The following is a 19,034-nucleotide window of genomic DNA, read 5'->3' on the forward strand; positions in this document are numbered from 1 at the left end:
AATTAATTATTCCAAGTGTCTATATACTTTCGTGCGACTTTCTTATAACTATGATGAGTCTCAATAAATATTCGAGCGTTCCTTCCTATTTTCTCAATGGTTTCTGGATTTTCAATGAGTTTCTTTAAACTGCACACTATTTGATCTACATCTGGCGTAGCATCTATGGCCACAGTTTCTGAAAGATTGTAGTGCTCCTTAAAGTGAATGCCAGCGCCAGTAAATACTACTTTACCCTTTGCCATTGCTTCAAGTGCATTATAGCCTTGATCATGTGAGTAAACTTGATCTAGAATAATATGTGCACTATTGTACTTTTCTATATAAGTTTTATAGGGTAAGCTTTCGGTGGTAATTATAGCAACTCTTGAAGTATATGTCTCTTTAATTATTGCAAGCGCATTTTCAAAAATATCATTTCCCTTCTTAAAATAGTTTGCGCGATTTATGCCATGAAAGATTATAATAGGATTTGCATTCTCCTGAGGTAAGCTTTTTATGATATCTGTGTTTATGGGATTAGGAATTAAACCTACATATAGATCATGATCTATGAGCGGTATGTGATAATCAAGATCTGTAGCAATCACGCCATCTACTAGCTCATATAATTTTTCATGCAGTTCCTTGTAAGCAAGATCTAGATACTTAAGCGCAGGGGCAAAAGATTTCTTATCTATCTTTTCTTCTTGAAACGGAGTTACTATAGTGTATGGAAGCTCCTCTGTAAACGCATGTGTGATACTTGGATAATCTGCACCGCAAGAGAGGAGAAATACTTTCTTATTGTTATTTTTTAAATACTGAGCTATTTCTAGTTCTAATGATGGTGTGGTGTTGAAACTGGACTCATTAATGAGCTGTACCACATCATAACCAGAAAGTTGTGGTTTTAAAGTGTTGAATGATTTCCTTAAGGCGATTTCAGAAATATCAATCCCGGTTAGTTTAAGAACACCAAGTTTTAGTTTTTTTCTCCATCCGCTAGTGTAGCCTCTTTCAAGTCTAATGTCTACAGGATAGTTTTTAAATCCATCGCCACTTCCCACAATCGTTATTTCGTGACCTAACTGTAGGAGTCCTTCTTTGAGCGAATTGTGAAGTCGGCTGTATTCGCCTACAAGTAAGATGCGCATTGACTATATTTGGTATTCAAAATTTCTTCCGTTGCTTAAAGATACTCATAAAAAAATTGCGCTAGTTACCATCTCTTTGGCAGGTGGTGGCGCAGAGCGATCGTTGGGAATTTTATCGACTATGTTATCGGGATTAGGGCACACAGTGCATATTGTGACGTTAAGAGATGACATTGAAGTTCCATACACTGGAACACTTTTTAATCTAGGAAGTTATAAATCGAGTGATGATTCTTTAACCGCTAGATGGCGTCATTTGAAAAGATTAAGAGCCTACTTACTTCAGCACGATTTTGATCTGATTATAGATAATAGATCTAGACCTTCTCTACTTAAAGAGATTTGCTATACGCAATACATCTACCGTAACTTTAAGGTTGCATTTATGGTGCGTAGCGCTCGCTTAGAAACCTATTTTCCTAAGCCCATATCTATAGCAAAAAGACTTTACAACAATTCCAATTTTATCGGAGTTTCAAAACGCATTTGTGATAAGATTACGGAGACATATGGATTCAAAAATACAAAGCATGTTTACAATGCTATTCCTCAATTTTCAGTAGTAGAATCTTCTACAGCATTACCCAGCACCTATATTCTTGGTTTTGGGAGACTCGTAGATGATGTTAAGAATTTTAGTTTAATGATTTCCGCTTTCGCGAAAGCGAATTTAAAAACACCTCTCGTAATAATGGGAGACGGTCAGGATAAGGAAAAGCTGGTTGCTTTGGCCAAAAAGCTAAACGTTAGCAATAAAATCTACTTTGTAGGCCATCAAAAACAACCGTCCTCCATCGTGAAAAATGCATTATTCACGCTCTTAACTAGTCATTATGAAGGTTTCCCCATGGTGCTTGTAGAGTCATTATCACTAGGAACTCCGGTGATAAGTGTAGATTGTGAGTCTGGACCTAATGAAATAGTACAACACGGTCATAATGGATTATTAGTTCCTAATTATGATATGGAGGCATTATCTGAAGCTATACATATGTTTGTTCTTGATAGCGAACTTTTAGCGCATTGTAAATCAAATGCCAAAGAGAGTGTAGCACACTTATCACAGGAACAAATTAGTAATGACTGGAGTACCCTTATAAATTCCTTATGAAGAAAATTATAGAAATCCCTAGAATAACAGACCCGCGAGGCAACCTTGCTGTTATAGAAAATGGTGTGTTTCCACATGATATTAAGCGAGTTTATTATTTACACGATGTGCCTAGTGGAGCATATCGCGGCGGGCATGCACATAAAGAATGTGTAGAATTGCTCATTGCAGTAAGCGGAAGCTTTGAGGTTGTACTCGATAATGGAACGATTAAAGAACGGGTAATGCTTAACAATCCAAGTGAAGGCTTATTGATTGATGTGAATATATGGCGCGAACTAGAAAATTTCTCATCTGGTTCTGTTTGTCTTGTACTAGCTTCTCATGAATATGATGAACAAGATTACATCCGTGAATATAAAGATTTTATTGGCTAAAAAGCAGACAGATTAATCCCTGCTTGTGCTAATAATTTTTGTGATTTAAATGCTATTTTCAACACGCTCGGAGGTAAATTAAGTAGAAACCGCTGTCTACTATTAAGATTATTTAGGTCAAGGTTATCAAGATACACGGTCGCTTCTTGTGACTCATTCCATAATCTAGCCCTCAGTATTAATGAATATCTATTGAGATCTATAAATTTCTTTAAGCTCTCAAGCTTTTCCTCTTCATTGAGATAATTTAGATAATCAGGTCTATGTGTAACACTGCGTATACTTTTATAAAGACTTTGTGGCGCATAGATATAAGTTACAGCGGGCTTAGTGCTGAAAGCTACTCGATATTTAATCCCTATTCTAATCCATAAATCTGTGTCTTGTCCGCTTTTTATGGATTCATCATAAAACCCAATATCATTAAAAACGGACTTATGTATCACTGCAGAACTACTCGTTAATAGCGAGTTTTTATAGCTGCTCTCAAAGTAGTTTAGATCTAGAAAAGTATCTTCATTTGGATTATCAAAACTATAATTACTTGCCGTAGTTTTTCCTATATATTCTTTGAATACCGCTGTCGCGAAAACGTGATGTTGCGGAAACACATGTATTAGACTTACAATCTCGGCTAGGTAATAGCTATCCCAAATATCATCACCATCAAGAAGTGCAATATAAGATCCTCTGGCAGATTTTATGCCTATGTTGCGTGCAGCGCCGGCTCCTAGATTTTCTGCAAGTGGTAGATATGTAATTTTTTCTGAGGCTATAGATTTTATGACAGCATCACTACCATCTGTAGAGCCATCATTAACAATAATAATCTCAAAATCTTGCACCGACTGATTTAAGACACTTTCTACAGTTGCTTGTACAAAGTCCTCCTTATTATATACCGTAATGACTACAGAGAACTTAGGCATTTTCTTTAAGAGTTATATAATGATGTAATCTGTACAGGTCAAAAAGGAATAGAGATGGCTTCTTGCCCATTAAGTTTTTTTCGATGTACTTCAAACTTTTACTTATAATCACCTTGAAAATAAGAACTACTTTATTCTTTTTAAGAGTAAGATAGCTTTTTTGTAAACGTGTGAAGTCTTGAGCCATTAGACCTTTCTCTTCATAATAAATAAGAGTTTCTATCGCTTGTATGGACTTTTTTAAAAACACATCGTTCTTTTCTAAACCATGATGTATTACTGGATTATCTATGTGTTGGACACCATAACCTTGTTTAAGGATTTGATAAGAGAATATGTTATCCAGACCATACCTGTTTGAAGCAATAATATTGAGCTTTAAGAACGCTTCCTTTTTTACAAGTATATTTTGAGAAATAACAAAATAAGGAGTTTTACATCTTTTTTTGGCTAGTTGTGTTTCTCTTTGTGTTCCATATGTACTCCTAAGAGTGAAATCATCGTTATTATCTATAGCATATGATATACCACCATGAATAATATCATGGGATGAATTTAAATGCGAAACATAATTTTCAATGAAACTTATTGAAGGTAGTGCAACATCTGCATCTAGAAATAGTAACCAACTATATGTTGCGTTATGGGCAAGATTAGTACGGGTGGCAGTTCTACCTAAATTGGTAGCGTTTATTAGCCGTTTTACGTTAGTGTTTCCTAGAAGTTGTACGTTTTTTTCTATGTATAGATAAGATGCATCTTCACAGAAAATCACTTCAAAAGTAATTTTCGCACGACGTGCTTGCTCACAGATAGACTGGACAAGATCTGTGATGTCAGTATTATATGTAGGTATAAGTATAGAAAGCATTAAAGTAATGTCAATATACGCTAAATAGAAGTTTTAGGTATTTTACTAGCCAAAATCTATCTGGAATCTAACTCATTATTTTGTATAAGTTGATTACCAATCAAACAGTAACTTATTAGTGAGTTGGATGATATGTAAGTGTTCGGAAAGGATATTAAACTGTTTTCTGTACAACCTCAAAAACCTTGTTGCCATCGCACTTCAATGTTTTTGATGGATATTTTAATAAGAGCGCATAATCATGAGTTGCCATTAGTATAGTGTTTCCATTCTTATTAATCTCTTGGAGCACTTCCATCACTTCAACACTTGTCTGCGGGTCAAGATTTCCAGTAGGCTCATCTGCAAGGATAAGTTCGGGGTCATTGAGTAAAGCGCGTGCAATAGCAATACGTTGTTGTTCTCCACCAGAAAGCTGATAAGGGAACTTAAAGCCCTTGCTTTTCATTCCCACTTTATCAAGAACCGAATCTATCTTATTTGTCATAGCAGCCTTATCCTTCCATCCAGTTGCTTTTAAAACAAATTTTAAATTATCGATAACCGTTCGGTCATTTAATAATTTAAAATCTTGAAAAACAACACCAAGCTTACGACGTAAAAAAGGGATATTCTTTTCCTTAAGTCCATTGAGATCAAACCCTACAATATTCCCTTTTCCCTCTGTGAGCGGTAAATCACCATAAAGCGTTTTCATGAAACTACTTTTTCCAGAGCCCGTTTTACCTATGAGATATACAAAGTCACCTGGTTCAATGGTAACATTAACTTCAGATAAAATTAAATTTTCTCGCTGATATATAGCAGCGTGTGAGAGTTCAAGAACAGGTGTAGACATAGATTTTCTTATTGCACTCAAAGTAACGGAATTTCGATGAAAGTGTTTTAAAGCTACTTCAAAAGTTTTATAATAAGTTGTGCAATCTCGCTTTCGCGAAAATTGAATTACTCAGCAGTACTAGTAAATTTTAGAAAAGTTGTTTAAAACAAAAAGTCCTGCTCAAAGAGCAGGACTTTTTAATAAGTGAGATGTATTATTAAATGAGGCTCGCGCCTTACTTTACTTTATTGATTACTGCTTCAAACGCTTCTGGGTGGTTCATAGCAAGATCTGCAAGCACCTTACGGTTAAGCTCGATTCCATTTGCTTTTACTTTCCCCATAAACTGAGAATAAGACATACCGTGCATACGAGCACCCGCATTAATACGAGTAATCCATAATGAACGGAAATTTCTTTTATTCTGACGACGGTCTCTGTATGCATAAGACATTGCTTTGTCTACTGCATTTTTTGCTACTGTCCAAACGTTTTTACGTCTTCCAAAGTAACCTTTGGCTTGCTTCATCACCTTTTTTCTACGGGCTCTTTTAGCAACTGAATTTACTGATCTAGGCATAATTTAATGTGTTTTTGTAGCAGGCGGTACACGCTGTATACTCTTTTGTTCTCTCTCTTAAGCGGAGAGAAGGCCATACTCCAGGGTTGAAAAATATTTGTTTTAACCGGTTAAACGGATTACTTAAGATTAAGCATCAATTTAACATTACTCGTATCTGCATCGTGCACAAGGCCATCATGCGTTAACGCAAGCTTACGCTTTTTAGATTTTTTAGTCAAAATGTGACTCTTAAAAGCGTGCTTTCTTTTGATTTTACCAGTTCCGGTAAGCTTGAAACGCTTCTTAGCACTGGATTTTGTTTTCATTTTAGGCATCTGTTCCTATTTTTTAAATTATCTCACTTATTTTCTTACTAAACCCTCCTGACTCAAAAGAGTAGGAGGGTTTTATGTCTAGCTGCTATACACTAGCAACTTATGCTTGCTAGCAAGCTTATTTTTTCTTAGGAGCGATGAACATTGTCATACGCTTTCCTTCTAGTCTCGGGAGTTGTTCTACTTTTCCTAGTTCTTCTAGCTCTTGTGCTAGTCTTAGAAGTAGTATTTCTCCTTGATCCTTATAGATGATAGAACGACCTTTAAAGAATACATAAGCTTTAAGTTTTGCTCCTTCTTTAAGGAACTTTTCAGCATGCTTCTTTTTAAATTCGTAATCGTGATCGTCTGTCTGCGGACCAAAACGTATTTCTTTGATAATCACTTTTGAGGCTTTTGCCTTCATTACCTTCTCACGCTTCTTTTGCTCATATACAAACTTCTTATAGTCTATAATTTTACAAACCGGTGGTGCGGCATTAGGTGATATCTCTACAAGATCTAGCTCTAATTCTGCGGCTAGTGCTTGTGCTTTTTGGATAGGGTAAATCCCTACTTCCACGTTTTCTCCCACGAGTCGTACTTCTTTGGCACGAATCTTTTGGTTGATTTTGTGTTGGTCTTCCTTAATGATCCTAGCAGGACCTCTCGATCTTTTTCTACGTATTGCTATGGCGTTTCTATTTTAAATTAAACTTCAAATGTTTTTATTGTGGATGCTATCTCGGCATTTACCATTTTCGCGAAAGCGTCCATAGTCATACTACCTAAATCCTCACCACCATGTCTTCTTACAGATATTGTGCCATCATTCTCTTCTTGCTCTCCTATGATAATCATAAACGGAAGTTTTTGCATCTCTGCTTCCCGTATTTTCTTACCCATAGTCTCACCACGGTTATCTATAAGAGCGCGAATTTCGTGATTTTCAAGCAAAGTTAAAACATTCTGAGCATATTTCTCGTATTTCTCACTCAATGTCAAAATAGTAGCTTGCTGTGGCATTAACCAAAGTGGGAAGTTTCCTCCTGTGTGCTCTAGTAAAATTGCGATAAAACGCTCCATACTTCCAAAGGGTGCACGGTGTATCATTACAGGGCGATGCATCTCATTATCACTCCCTTTATACTGTAATTCAAAACGTTCTGGCAAGTTGTAGTCCACTTGTATAGTACCCAGTTGCCAGCTGCGGCCTAGAGCATCCTTAACCATAAAGTCAAGCTTAGGTCCATAAAAAGCAGCTTCACCAGTTTCAACAACGTAGTTAAGTCCTTTAGCTTTTGCAGCATTGAGGATAGCATTTTCTGCTTTTACCCAGTTTTCATCTGCTCCTATATATTTTTCTGGTTTTTCTGGATCACGTAAAGAAACCTGCGCTGTAAAGTTTTCAAAACCTAAAGAACCGAAAACATAAAGCACTAAGTCTATTACTTTCATAAACTCTTCATCCAGTTGATCTGGCGTACAGAATATATGTGCATCATCTTGAGTGAAGCCACGTACACGGGTTAGTCCATGAAGTTCGCCAGATTGCTCATAGCGGTATACTGTACCAAATTCTGCAAAACGTTTAGGTAGTTCCTTGTAACTCCAAGGACGGCTATTATAGATTTCACAGTGATGAGGGCAGTTCATAGGTTTAAGTAAGAACTCTTCTCCCTCGTTAGGTGTATGTATAGGTTGGAAACTATCTGCCCCATACTTTGCATAGTGTCCAGAAGTTTCATAAAGTTCCTTTTGACCTATATGTGGAGAAACTACCATCTCATAACCTTGCTTTTTCTGTGCAGCTTTAAGGAAATTTTCAAGACGCTCACGTAGTGCAGCTCCTTTAGGTAACCACAATGGAAGACCTTGACCCACACGTTGAGAAAAAGTAAAAAGTTCAAGCTCTTTACCTAATTTTCTGTGATCGCGTTTTTTTGCTTCTTCTATTAATTCTAAGTATTCCTTAAGATCCTTTTGTTTTGGGAACGATGTTCCATAAACACGAGTAAGTTGTGGTTTGTTCTCATCACCTCTCCAGTAAGCTCCAGCAACACTCATTATTTTTACAGCCTTGATGATTCCTGTATTCGGAATGTGACCACCACGGCATAAATCTGTAAAGTCATCATGATCACAGAAGGTGATTGTTCCATCTTCTAGATTCTCTATAAGTTCTACCTTAAACTCGTTTCCTTCTGCTTTGTATTTATCTAAAGCCTCTTGCTTAGTTACAGAGCGTAGGCTAAAGTCATGCTTACCTCTAGCGATTTCAAGCATTTTGTCTTCTATAGACTTAAAATCCTTGTCAGATATGGTTTGGTCACCCAGGTCAACATCATAATAGAAACCATTTTCGATAGCTGGTCCTATAGTAAGTTTTGCTCCAGGATATAATTTTAAAATTGCTTGAGCCAGTACGTGAGAAGAAGAGTGACGAAAAGCTGTCTTTCCTTCATCATCATTCCAGGTAAAAAGTGTGATCGAACCATCTTCGGTAAGTGGGGTAGAGGTCTCAACCGTTTGCCCATTAAATTTTGCCGAAATTACATTACGCGCCAGTCCTTCACTGATGCTCTTTGCGACGTCCATAGGAGTAGCTCCGTTGTCCATCTGTTTTACATTGCCATCTGGCAAAGTGATATTGATCATAGTTCGATTGTTTAAAGGCGCAAAGATAGTATCTTCAATGAAGGTTTACAATATATATTACATTCTGTTTGACTATATATTAAGGAGAAAGATTGTTTCGCTTTCGCGAAAATTTGAATTATAATAACTGCTTTGTTTTCATTTGATTAGGGATTTTTAGGTGGTTTTAGGAGGTCTATTTTGAGATAATTTTAAATATTTTGATATTTATTCTTGTAAGATTAGAACTTCGGTGTATCTTTGCCACCCGCTTAACAGCAAGCGGTTGTTCTTTTAAATGTCTTCAAAAAGTTTGTTTTTATTTCTTCAAATTATTTTAAAAAAGATAGTTTGTGATTAGGAAAAAGGTTGTAGTTTTGCAGCCGCTAACAAATGGAGGTTATTTGGGAGTTATGTTCATTACGATTGTTGCTTGGTTTTTAAGGGTTGAAAATTAAATTTTCAATTATTTTTAAGATTAAGTTGTGAGTTTAAAAAACAGTTGTATATTTGCACCCGCTTAGAGAAACAGTAACATATCTAGCGAAGTTCAAAAGTTTTTATTGAGNAAAGGAACGACTACAAAACATAGATTTCCGTCGCTATCCAAGTCGCTGTTTCCTGGCACATCACGTTCCACCCTTGCGTATAATGTTTGGTTGCCAGTCACGGTATTGATAAACGCAGTCACATCTGCAATGGCGAGCGTAGTGTCTTCTGGGTTCGCTTCCGCGAAAGCGAGTTCTGTATACACCGTTATATTTACCGGTTCTGCCCCCGCAATCTGCGCGATAGCAGGTGTTAAATCAAAGACTTCAAAACCATCTGTTGCCGAACCTGAACCTGCATCAATCACTCCATCACCATCTGTATCGACATCTGTAGTCGTGTCACACACTTCTAGCGTATCTGGATTGGTATTTGGTGTTGGCAGTGGTAATACTTCGATATTAAAGGTCGTTCCATCACTACATCCTGCTGGGCTTGATACTACCGCTTGGATGGTCTGAGGGTTTAAAATATTAGTGTAAGCCGAAGGATCTGCAATAGGAGTTCCTGCATTCAAAGCAGCAAGACTCTCATAATACGTCACCGTAAGTAGCGGATCACCACCAGTGAGACTCGCCTGATTTACGCTCAAGTCAAACACCGTAAAGGTGTCTGTATCATCATCACAAATCATGAGATCTAGATTGTCACCATTCGGGTTTGCCGTAGGTGGTGTCTCAACTGATATCTCAAAAGAACCAATGGCAGCACATATATTTGGAGAGCCATCACTTACTTGCAAGCGTACCCAGATAGTTTCTAGTGGTGTTATCTGTGTTGCTGTATAAGCAGTAGGGTTTACAATTGGATTGATTCCCAAATCAGCATCTGCTTGTGTATTATGGTAGGTAATGACAAGATTTGCTGGATCTTGCGTTCCTATAATCGTAGACTCATTTTGGGTAAGGTCAATGATTTCCATTAAATCATTGTTATCATCACAAGCAGCAAGGGTTGCTAGTGTTGTAGGAAGTTCTGGAATAGGGAACACAATAAGCTCAAACTCATAGATCTTCGTACAACTTGTGGCTGTCGTAGCGTCTGTATCTTGTGCAACTACATATAGCGAAGTCATTCCTGAGATGTTATTATAAGGAAGAGTAATGTCTATTTGACCTGCTCCTGTATCTGCCGTTGCATTATCTAGTGTTTCATAAAAACGCAAGTCTATGTTTGTTACTGTTGCTAGTAAGTCGTCATTATATTGTTGCAAGTCAAAAGCTCCAAAGCCATCATTGTCCTCATCACAAGCTACTGCAGCAGGCAAAGGTTCTCCAATTACTGGCAGCGGATTCACTTGAAGGTCTACCGTAGTCTGAGCGCCACACATTCCTGCTTGATCGCTAGTTACTAAGATAAAAATGGTCTGCGGACTCATTCCTGTATTCACATAAGCTGTTGGAGTAGAAATCGCATTGGTTGTCCCAGCATCTAAGTCTGCTTGCGACTCATAATAGCTAACACTTAAAGTGGTGTCTCCTCCAGTAATTAAAGTATCAAGGCTCGTTAAATCAAAACTTGTAATTCCATCAGTATCGGTGCCTACCAGTGCTCCTGCGCTATCACACTCCTCAAAAACACCAGGAGGTGTTATTGCCGGGATCATCGCTATGTTAAGATTGAAAGTACCAACTACCGTACATCCTGTAGTAGTATTTTCTAGACGTACCCAGATTGGTGTGGTTGGTGCACTTGCTAAATAGTTCAGCGGATCGGCAACTGGCATATCACTTACGCTTCCTACCATAGCTTCTGCGCTAGCAAGGGTTTCATGATACGTTAAAGTAACATCAGCAGTAGTTTGTGTTCCTAGAACAATCGCATCATTTTGAGTAAGATCAAAAAGTGCTTGTCCATCTTCATTATCATCGCAAGAGGTAAGATCTGGAATCACCGCAGGTAGCACAGGTGCTGGTTGTACGATAAGTTCTAGTTCGATAACACGGTANAAAGGAACGACTACAAAACATAGATTTCCGTCGCTATCCAAGTCGCTGTTTCCTGGCACATCACGTTCCACCCTTGCGTATAATGTTTGGTTGCCAGTCACGGTATTGATAAACGCAGTCACATCTGTAATGGCGAGCGTAGTGTCTTCTGGGTTCGCTTCCGCGAAAGCGAGTTCTGTATACACCGTTATATTTACCGGTTCTGCTCCCGCAATCTGCGCGATAGCAGGTGTTAAATCAAAGACTTCAAAACCATCTGTTGCCGAACCTGAACCTGCATCAATCACTCCATCACCATCTGTATCGATATCTGTAGTCGTGTCACACACTTCTAGCGCATCTGGATTAGTATTTGGTGTTGGCAGTGGTAATACTTCGATATTAAAGGTCGTTCCATCACTACATCCTGCTGGACTTGATACTACCGCTTGGATGGTTTGAGGGTTTAATATGTTTGTATACGCCGAAGGATCTGTAATAGGAGTTCCTGCGTTCAAAGCAGCAAGACTCTCATAATACGTTACCGTAAGCAGCGGATCACCACCAGTGAGACTCGCTTGGTTTACGCTTAAGTCAAACTCCGTAAAGGTGTCTGTATCATCATCACAAATCATGAGATCTAGATCATCACCATTCGGGTTTGCCGTAGGTGGTGTCTCTACCGATATCTCAAATGAACCAATGGCAGCGCATATATTTGGAGAGCCGTCACTTACTTGCAAGCGTACCCAGATAATTTCTAGTGGTGCTATCTGTGTTGCTGTATAAGCGGTAGGGTTTACAATTGGATTGATTCCCAAATCAGCATCTGCTTGTGTATTATGGTAGGTAATGATAAGGGTTGCTGGATCTTGAGTTCCTATAATCGCAGACTCATTTTGAGTGAGGTCAATAACCTCCATTAGATCATTATTATCATCACAAGCTGCAAGGGTTGCTAGTGTTGTAGGAAGTTCTGGAATAGGGAACACAATAAGCTCAAACTCATAGATCTTCGTACAACTTGTGGCTGTCGTAGCGTCTGTATCTTGTGCAACTACATATAACGAAGTCATTCCTGAGATATTATTATAAGGAAGGGTAATATCTATCTGACCTGCTCCCGTATCTGCCGTTGCATTATCTAGTGTTTCATAAAAACGCAAGTCTATGTTTGTTACTGTTGCTAGTAAGTCGTCATTATATTGTTGCAGGTCAAAAGCTCCAAAGCCGTCATTATCCTCATCACAAGCAACTGCAGCTGGTAATGGCTCTCCAATTACTGGTAACGGATTCACTTGAAGGTCTACCGTAGTCTGAGCGCCACACATTCCTGCTTGATCGCTAGTTACTAAGATAAAAATGGTCTGCGGACTCATTCCTGTATTTACATAAGCTGTTGGAGTAGAAATCGCATTGGTTGTCCCAGCATCTAAGTCTGCTTGCGACTCATAATAGCTAACACTTAAAGTGGTGTCTCCTCCAGTAATTAAAGTATCAAGGCTTGTTAAATCAAAACTTGTAATTCCATCAGTATCGGTGCCTACCAGTGCTCCTTCGCTATCACACTCCTCAAAAACGCCGGGAGGTGTGATCGCTGGAATCATCGCTATGTTAAGATTGAAAGTGCCAACTACCGTACATCCTGTAGTTGTATTTTCTAGACGTACCCAGATTGGTGTGGTTGGCGCACTTGCTAAATAGTTCAGCGGATCGGCAACGGGCATATCACTTACGCTTCCTACCATAGCTTCTGCGCTAGCAAGGGTTTCATGATACGTTAAAGTAACATCAGCAGTAGTTTGTGTTCCTAGAACAATCGCATCATTTTGAGTAAGATCAAAAAGTGGGCATATCACTTACGCTTCCTACCATAGCTTCTGCGCTAGCAAGGGTTTCATGATACGTTAAAGTAACATCAGCAGTAGTTTGTGTTCCTAGAACAATCGCATCATTTTGAGTAAGATCAAAAAGTGCTTGTCCATCTTCATTATCATCGCAAGAGGTAAGATCTGGAATCACCGCAGGTAGCACAGGTGCTGGTTGTACGGTAAGTTCTAGTTCGATAACACGGTAACACTGGGTTGCAGTTGCTGGGTCCGTATCGGTTGCTCGTACAAATATCGTTCTAGATACAGTCTCATAAGCCGCCGGTGTTGCTATCGATGGACTGCCCAGTTCCGCGGAAGCGAGTGTCTCGTGAAAAGTGAGTGACATAAACGTCTCTCCATTGATGATATCTGCAGTTACTTGACCTGTAAGATCAAATACTGCGTCTCCATCATTATCTACATCACCATCATTTGCCATGGTATCACATTCTTCTACCGCTACAATAGTGGTAGGTGATGGTAGTGGGTTTACCACTAAAGTAAGCGTGGTGGTTTCAAAACAGCTAGTTACTATATTTTCTACTCTAGCAAAAATAGTTTGGTTAGCCATTACGGTGTTTTGATATACATCTGGAAGCGCTGGTGCACCTGCATCGGCATCGCCTTGGGTAAGGTGATAGCTTACTGCCCAGTCATCATTACCACCAGTAATTTCATCATCACGGCTACGTAAATCAAAACTCGCAAACTCATCGGTATCACTACCACTCTCTAGATCATCACAAAGCTCATATTCGGCAGGTTGTACCGGAGTAGGAAGCGGATTCACAACAAGAGAAAGGGTCGCTATATTACTACAAAAAGTAGCCGTGGTCGTTGGTTGCGTCGTATCTGTCACCACTGCAAAAACAGTTGCCGTATTGCTGGTGTAAGCGCTAGGAGTTGCTATGGCAGGAGTTCCAGCTTCCGCGGAAGCGAGAGAAGAAAACCACACCACACTGTGAGTAGCAGGGTCTAGACCTCCTAAAATATTTACCACTTGCGTGCTTAAATCAAAAATCTGTAGTCCGTCGCTATTATCATCACACAATGCAAAAGGAGTTGCATTTTCATTAGGCATTGGAGTGTTAAGCACTCTCAAGGTAAGCGGTGTTGTGTCATAACAACCTATCGCATTAAACACACGAGCAAAAATGATCTGCTCAAAAGGGTCGTTATTGATATACATTGCTGCGTCCAGCTCTTGGCCTACAGGCGCGTTATCTGCATCTGCTTGGGTTTGTGTCATAACAACCTATCGCATTAAACACACGAGCAAAAATGATCTGCTCAAAAGGGTCGTTATTGATATACATTGCTGCGTCCAGCTCTTGGCCTACAGGCGCGTTATCTGCATCTGCTTGGGTAAGGTAATAAGCAACACTTAAACTAGGGTCACCACCAGTAATTTCAGTATCTCTAGATGAAAGCACAAAAAAGTCAAACACACCATCATTATCATCATCACAAGCCTCATAGTCGGCTGGAGTAACAGCCACAGGTACTGGGAAACTACGGATGCTCATGCTTGTAGTTGAAAAACAACCTGTTGTATTATCAGTCACACGAACTCCTACAATCTGCGGATTACTCGTGGTGGTAAACATGGTACTATCTGGAATGCTTGCATCGCCAGTAGTAGCGCCAGCGGCATCTAAGTGATAGGTCACTGTAAGATTTGCATTAAAACCACTAGTGATTTCTGCATCTTTTTGAGAAAGATCTACCGTTGTAAATCCATCTACTACACCATCATCATCACATACTTGAAGCTCAGACGGCGTGATAGCCACAGGGTTTTGATTGACAATAATCTCAAAATTCATCGCAGTATCAAACGTCGTACACGTGCTACTCGTACTTCTTAAACTATAGAAAATAGTCTGAGGATTACTACTGTTTGAAAAAGAAGTAGGACTTGCAATCGCTACAGCAGGTGTAGCTGTATAAGCTGCAATACTCTCATAAAAAGTAACTTCTAGATCTGCATCTCCACCAGTGATCTCCGCTACATTCTGCGTTAAATCAAAAGTAGCTGCATTTGCTACAGCAGAACAAGTCTCAATACTACTAATATTAGGAAGGAATGTTGGGTTGGGAGTCACAGTGAGTCTTACGTGCTCTCCAAGACCTACACAACCATTATCTGTATCTGCCTCTACACGAACCCAAATATCTTGAACGCCACCAGCACTTGTGAATAACGGATTATTGCTATAAGCAGCTATATCCGTAATAGGATTAATCTCAGATAAGGCTTCTTGCTCTGTTTCATAATAAGCAACAGATACTACTTGTGGCGAGAAAAATGTTTCTATCGTAGCAGTAGCGCCAGAGAAATCAAATACAGCAATGCCATCACCATCAGTATCACACTCAATCTCATCTGCAAAGAGTGTTCCTGTTGGAATTTGAGAAGCACTCACAATCACGTTAATAACGCCTTCTCGTGAACATCCATCTAGATTTGTTACAGTCACAGCAATAGCCTCACTAAAAGGAGAACCACTGTTTATATAAGCCGTAGGATCAGTTATAGGTGTGCCAGAAGCGTCTACATAAGTAAAAGTCTCGTTAGCTGAATTTGTACTCAACTCGCTTTGTGACTGTGTTAAGTTTAAAGTTGTAACACCGTTTGTATCATCATCACACTGACGTAAAGTAACTGGTGTGGTTAGGACTGGGAGAGCATTAACTCTAAGATTAATTGATGTTATTGAGAAACAACCAGTGAAAGCTGTATTTTCAACTCTTGCAAAAATAGTATCGTTATTAGGGCTTGATGTATTTGTATATGCTGCAGGAAGAGGATTTGTATTACTAGATGCTTCCGGTCCGTTTACATGATAACTCACTTCAAACTGCACTGGATCTAAGCCATTTAAAACTTCGTCATCTAATGTAGAAAGGTTGAAGGTAGCCACTCCATTAGTATCATCACCGTCTATATTATCGTCACAAATTTCATAGGTAGCAGGCATTGTTGCTATAGGTAATGCAACAACCTCAATATTAAATGAGGTAGTACTTGAACATGCAGGCAAGCCATTGTTTTCTACACGAACAAAAATCTCATCACTTACAGAGTTATATATTGTGGTTCCTGCTAAAGCTCCCGCTCCTGTATCTGCGTCTGCTTGACTCAAATGGAAAGAAACAGAAAACTCTGTCGCACTCTGTCCATTTAAAATATCTAGAATTTGAGCGTCTAGATTAAAACTTGCAAAACCATCTGAATCTGTATCACACTCAAAAATATCATCTGGAGCTGTTGCTGTTGGTACTGTGAAGAATGTAACGATAACCTCGTCTGTTCCTGTGTCACCAGCAGTATCTGTGATTGTCACTTGGTACTCGCCACTTGTAGTTACGTTAAGCATCGCTGTAGTAACTTGAGCTCCACCACCGTCTAAAACAGGCATAAAACCTGCTCCAGTATCTACAGCCCATGCATAACCAGCTGCTTCTGTACTCGTAGCATCTAGTGTTACTGTTGTTCCTTCACAAGCATCTTGATCTGCTCCTAGTGAAGCATTTACAATAGAACAATCTGTACTACCAACTCCAGTATTCATTGGGTCATTAGTTTGCTCTATAAAAATCTCCGCTTGTTGACCAGAAAAATTAGTAACCATAAAAACATAGACATCACCTTCTTGCGCATTTGTAATTGTAGGAAACTCTACTGGTGCTGAAGAAAAGCTACAACTTTCAATATTAGCTGCAGTCAATTGGTCAAAAACATCAGTATCTGCAAAAGGACCCCAGATTATATAATCTACATCAAGGCCTGTTCCTGTTGGAGTTCCGTCATCATCTATTGCTGTATTCTGGGTGATTTGAAAATTTAAATTTCCTGCTTGATCAATTTGCAAGAAATACCAAGTAGGAAAAGGTTGACTACCTAAACAACCATAATTGGGACCTGCTTGTCCTGATGTAGTACAGTTTGAATCTGTACTACCTGAAAAACAAGCGTCAAATGGTGTCGCAAAAACAGGATCATTGGTACAAAATGGAACTGCATCTTGAAACGTAGAACCTCCTGCCGATGTCTGAGCAAAAAGCGACGTATTTATAAAAGAAAAAGCTATTAGAATTAAAGCTAAACGTAGGATTCTCATTATAGAATTATTTAAGGAGTGAAAAATAGCGTTTTTTTGCTAAAATCCTGTTAACAGAGACTCGTTTTGTTAAGAACTATTGACAATAAAAATCCCAATTAGCAATGTCAATACCAGCAAAATAAACAAGCTTAACTACAAGGAACATGCTTGGCAAAGAGTTACCACTTCCATAGCTTCCTTAACGTCATGAACTCTTAATATATGAGCGCCTTGATTTATCGCGATTGTATTTAATACCGTGGTCCCATTAAGTGCCCTATCTGGTGATGTGTCGAGGGTTTTATAAATCATAGATTTACGAGAAACGCCTGCGAGAATAGGGAGGTCTAACTGTTTAAAGATTGCCAACTTATTAAGTAACTCAAAACTATGGCTAGCTGTTTTTGCAAATCCAAAGCCTGGATCTACTATCACATCATTTATTTTATGAGATCTTGCGACAGCAACTCGCTCACTAAAGTATTGCAGCACCTCTTTTGTTATATTCTCATAGACCGCAAGTTCCTTCATGGTCTGAGGAGTGCCTCGCATATGCATCATTATATAAGGAACACCCAACTCCCCTACTGTAGACATCATTTCTGGATCTAACTGCCCTGCACTAATATCATTAATCATAGCTGCTCCTGCTGCTATTGCTTTTCTTGCTACGCTTGCGCGAAAGGTGTCTACAGAGATTATAATCTCTGGAAACAAAGTCACCAATTGTTCTATCACTGGTATCAATCTTAACTCCTCCTCCTCTACCGAAATATCTACAGCTCCTGGTCGCGAACTATAAGCTCCTACGTCAATAAATGTGGCGCCATCATCAAGCATTGTTCTTACTTGGTCTATAGCAGCTTCCATATCTTTATACCTACCACCATCATAAAAACTATCTGGAGTAAGGTTTAGTATTCCCATAACCTTAGGCTTTGAGAGTTCTATTAGCGTTCCTTTACAGTTTATTTTCATAGATGATTATTTATAAATCTTTGGCTCTTTTTCTGTGATAGTTTAACTTCTTTAGTAACTACTTCTAATCACACACTACCTCTACTCCATAGCCCCGATTGTAGTGAAAATCCCGCAGCTGGCTGGTGCAACCGCCGCGAGGAATTGCAACAGAAAGCGGGATACTGCTTCAAAAATACACCATAAACGCTGTGCTTCAAAAGGATAATAGCTAGCATTACTTCCTAAGCAAGAACTCATTTCTTATATTGAAGATTTTAACCGAAATTTACCAAAAATCAAACAACATAGCATGCCTGACACTTCTGCCCAATATGATGCGGTAATCACACAATGTAGAGACCTTTATATTAAAAAAATGAAAGACTATGGGAGTGCATGGCGCATTTTGAGACTTCCTTCTCTCACGGATCAAATTTTTATAAAAGCACAGCGCATACGCGGGTTACAGCAAAACGAGGTGCAAAAAGTGGATGAAGGGCAGCAATCTGAATTTATAGGGATCATTAATTACTGCGCCATGGCGCTAGTAAATCTTGAGCGCGGCGTGGTAGAGCAACCAGACATGGAGCTTGAGGAGGCTACGCATGCTTATGATGAGAAAATAAAACTCACAAAACAGTTAATGATGGATAAAAATCACGACTATGGTGAAGCATGGCGTGATATGCGAGTGAGCAGTCTCACAGATTTGATTCTCCAGAAATTGCTGCGCGTGAAGCAAATAGAAGATAATAAAGGAAAAACGCTCGTTTCTGAAGGTATTGATGCAAACTATCAAGACATGATTAATTATGCTGTTTTTGCAATGATTCACTTAGGTGAAGCGTAATAATTAGTATTTA

15 protein-coding genes are annotated in these 19,034 nt (G+C 39.0%); 3 read left to right on the top strand and 12 right to left on the bottom strand.

Features of this window, described 5'->3' with window-relative positions:
* Nucleotides 1-2 precede the first annotated feature (2 nt).
* Nucleotides 3-1,136 carry a glycosyltransferase gene (locus ACJJVW_RS02305; RefSeq protein WP_405250622.1) on the bottom strand — a complete coding sequence of 378 codons (1,134 nt, stop codon included), beginning with the start codon at nucleotides 1,134-1,136 and terminating at the stop codon, nucleotides 3-5.
* A gap of 31 nt (nucleotides 1,137-1,167) precedes the next feature.
* On the opposite strand from ACJJVW_RS02305, the gene ACJJVW_RS02310 reads away from it, so the two are divergent.
* Nucleotides 1,168-2,247, top strand: a complete 1,080-nt coding sequence (locus ACJJVW_RS02310) for a glycosyltransferase (protein WP_405250623.1) — start codon at nucleotides 1,168-1,170, stop codon at nucleotides 2,245-2,247.
* Entirely contained in the window at nucleotides 2,244-2,624 is a 381-nt protein-coding gene (locus tag ACJJVW_RS02315; protein ID WP_405250624.1) for a sugar 3,4-ketoisomerase, read from the top strand. Before ACJJVW_RS02310 ends, ACJJVW_RS02315 begins: the two co-directional genes overlap by 4 nt.
* Here the strand turns inward: ACJJVW_RS02315 and ACJJVW_RS02320 are convergent.
* The 11 genes from ACJJVW_RS02320 to folP form a co-directional block, all read right to left on the bottom strand.
* On the bottom strand, nucleotides 2,621-3,553 hold the full coding sequence (locus ACJJVW_RS02320) for a glycosyltransferase family 2 protein (protein ID WP_405250625.1): 933 nt from the start codon (nucleotides 3,551-3,553) through the stop codon (nucleotides 2,621-2,623). The two genes, ACJJVW_RS02315 and ACJJVW_RS02320, sit on opposite strands and share 4 nt — an antisense overlap.
* Complete coding sequence (locus tag ACJJVW_RS02325) at nucleotides 3,546-4,424, bottom strand: glycosyltransferase family 2 protein (protein ID WP_405250627.1); 879 nt, start codon at nucleotides 4,422-4,424, stop codon at nucleotides 3,546-3,548. The genes ACJJVW_RS02320 and ACJJVW_RS02325 overlap by 8 nt, the downstream gene beginning before the upstream one ends.
* A gap of 154 nt (nucleotides 4,425-4,578) precedes the next feature.
* Nucleotides 4,579-5,262 (bottom strand): ATP-binding cassette domain-containing protein, encoded by a 684-nt coding sequence (locus tag ACJJVW_RS02330; protein ID WP_339850382.1) that lies wholly within the window; start codon nucleotides 5,260-5,262, stop codon nucleotides 4,579-4,581.
* A gap of 217 nt (nucleotides 5,263-5,479) precedes the next feature.
* A complete protein-coding gene (gene rplT, locus ACJJVW_RS02335; protein WP_013751599.1) occupies nucleotides 5,480-5,824 on the bottom strand; it encodes a 50S ribosomal protein L20 in 345 nt (114 codons plus the stop codon).
* Between the two features lie 119 nt (nucleotides 5,825-5,943).
* On the bottom strand, nucleotides 5,944-6,141 hold the full coding sequence (gene rpmI / locus ACJJVW_RS02340; RefSeq protein WP_013751600.1) for a 50S ribosomal protein L35: 198 nt from the start codon (nucleotides 6,139-6,141) through the stop codon (nucleotides 5,944-5,946).
* A 118-nt stretch (nucleotides 6,142-6,259) separates the two neighbouring features.
* On the bottom strand, nucleotides 6,260-6,772 hold the full coding sequence (infC, locus tag ACJJVW_RS02345) for a translation initiation factor IF-3 (protein ID WP_262485281.1): 513 nt from the start codon (nucleotides 6,770-6,772) through the stop codon (nucleotides 6,260-6,262).
* A gap of 59 nt (nucleotides 6,773-6,831) precedes the next feature.
* Complete coding sequence (thrS, locus tag ACJJVW_RS02350; RefSeq protein WP_379952638.1) at nucleotides 6,832-8,778, bottom strand: threonine--tRNA ligase; 1,947 nt, start codon at nucleotides 8,776-8,778, stop codon at nucleotides 6,832-6,834.
* A gap of 529 nt (nucleotides 8,779-9,307) precedes the next feature.
* A complete protein-coding gene (locus ACJJVW_RS02355) occupies nucleotides 9,308-13,093 on the bottom strand; it encodes a hypothetical protein (protein ID WP_405250628.1) in 3,786 nt (1,261 codons plus the stop codon).
* Nucleotides 13,074-14,354, bottom strand: a complete 1,281-nt coding sequence (locus tag ACJJVW_RS02360) for a hypothetical protein (RefSeq protein ID WP_405250630.1) — start codon at nucleotides 14,352-14,354, stop codon at nucleotides 13,074-13,076. Before ACJJVW_RS02360 ends, ACJJVW_RS02355 begins: the two co-directional genes overlap by 20 nt.
* On the bottom strand, nucleotides 14,326-17,229 hold the full coding sequence (locus tag ACJJVW_RS02365; RefSeq protein WP_405250631.1) for a hypothetical protein: 2,904 nt from the start codon (nucleotides 17,227-17,229) through the stop codon (nucleotides 14,326-14,328). Before ACJJVW_RS02365 ends, ACJJVW_RS02360 begins: the two co-directional genes overlap by 29 nt.
* 135 nt (nucleotides 17,230-17,364) lie before the next feature.
* The gene (folP, locus tag ACJJVW_RS02370) at nucleotides 17,365-18,189 is read right to left on the bottom strand and encodes a dihydropteroate synthase (protein WP_405250632.1); all 825 of its coding nucleotides are present in this window, start codon (nucleotides 18,187-18,189) and stop codon (nucleotides 17,365-17,367) included.
* A 292-nt stretch (nucleotides 18,190-18,481) separates the two neighbouring features.
* Between folP and ACJJVW_RS02375 the strand changes: the two genes are divergently transcribed.
* Nucleotides 18,482-19,021: a DUF1599 domain-containing protein gene (locus ACJJVW_RS02375; RefSeq protein WP_405250633.1), complete on the top strand. Its 540-nt coding sequence runs from the start codon at nucleotides 18,482-18,484 to the stop codon at nucleotides 19,019-19,021.
* The last annotated feature ends 13 nt before the right edge of the window (nucleotides 19,022-19,034 follow it).

It is taken from the genome of Dokdonia sp. Asnod3-C12, assembly GCF_045063975.1.
Lineage (GTDB): Bacteria > Bacteroidota > Bacteroidia > Flavobacteriales > Flavobacteriaceae > Dokdonia.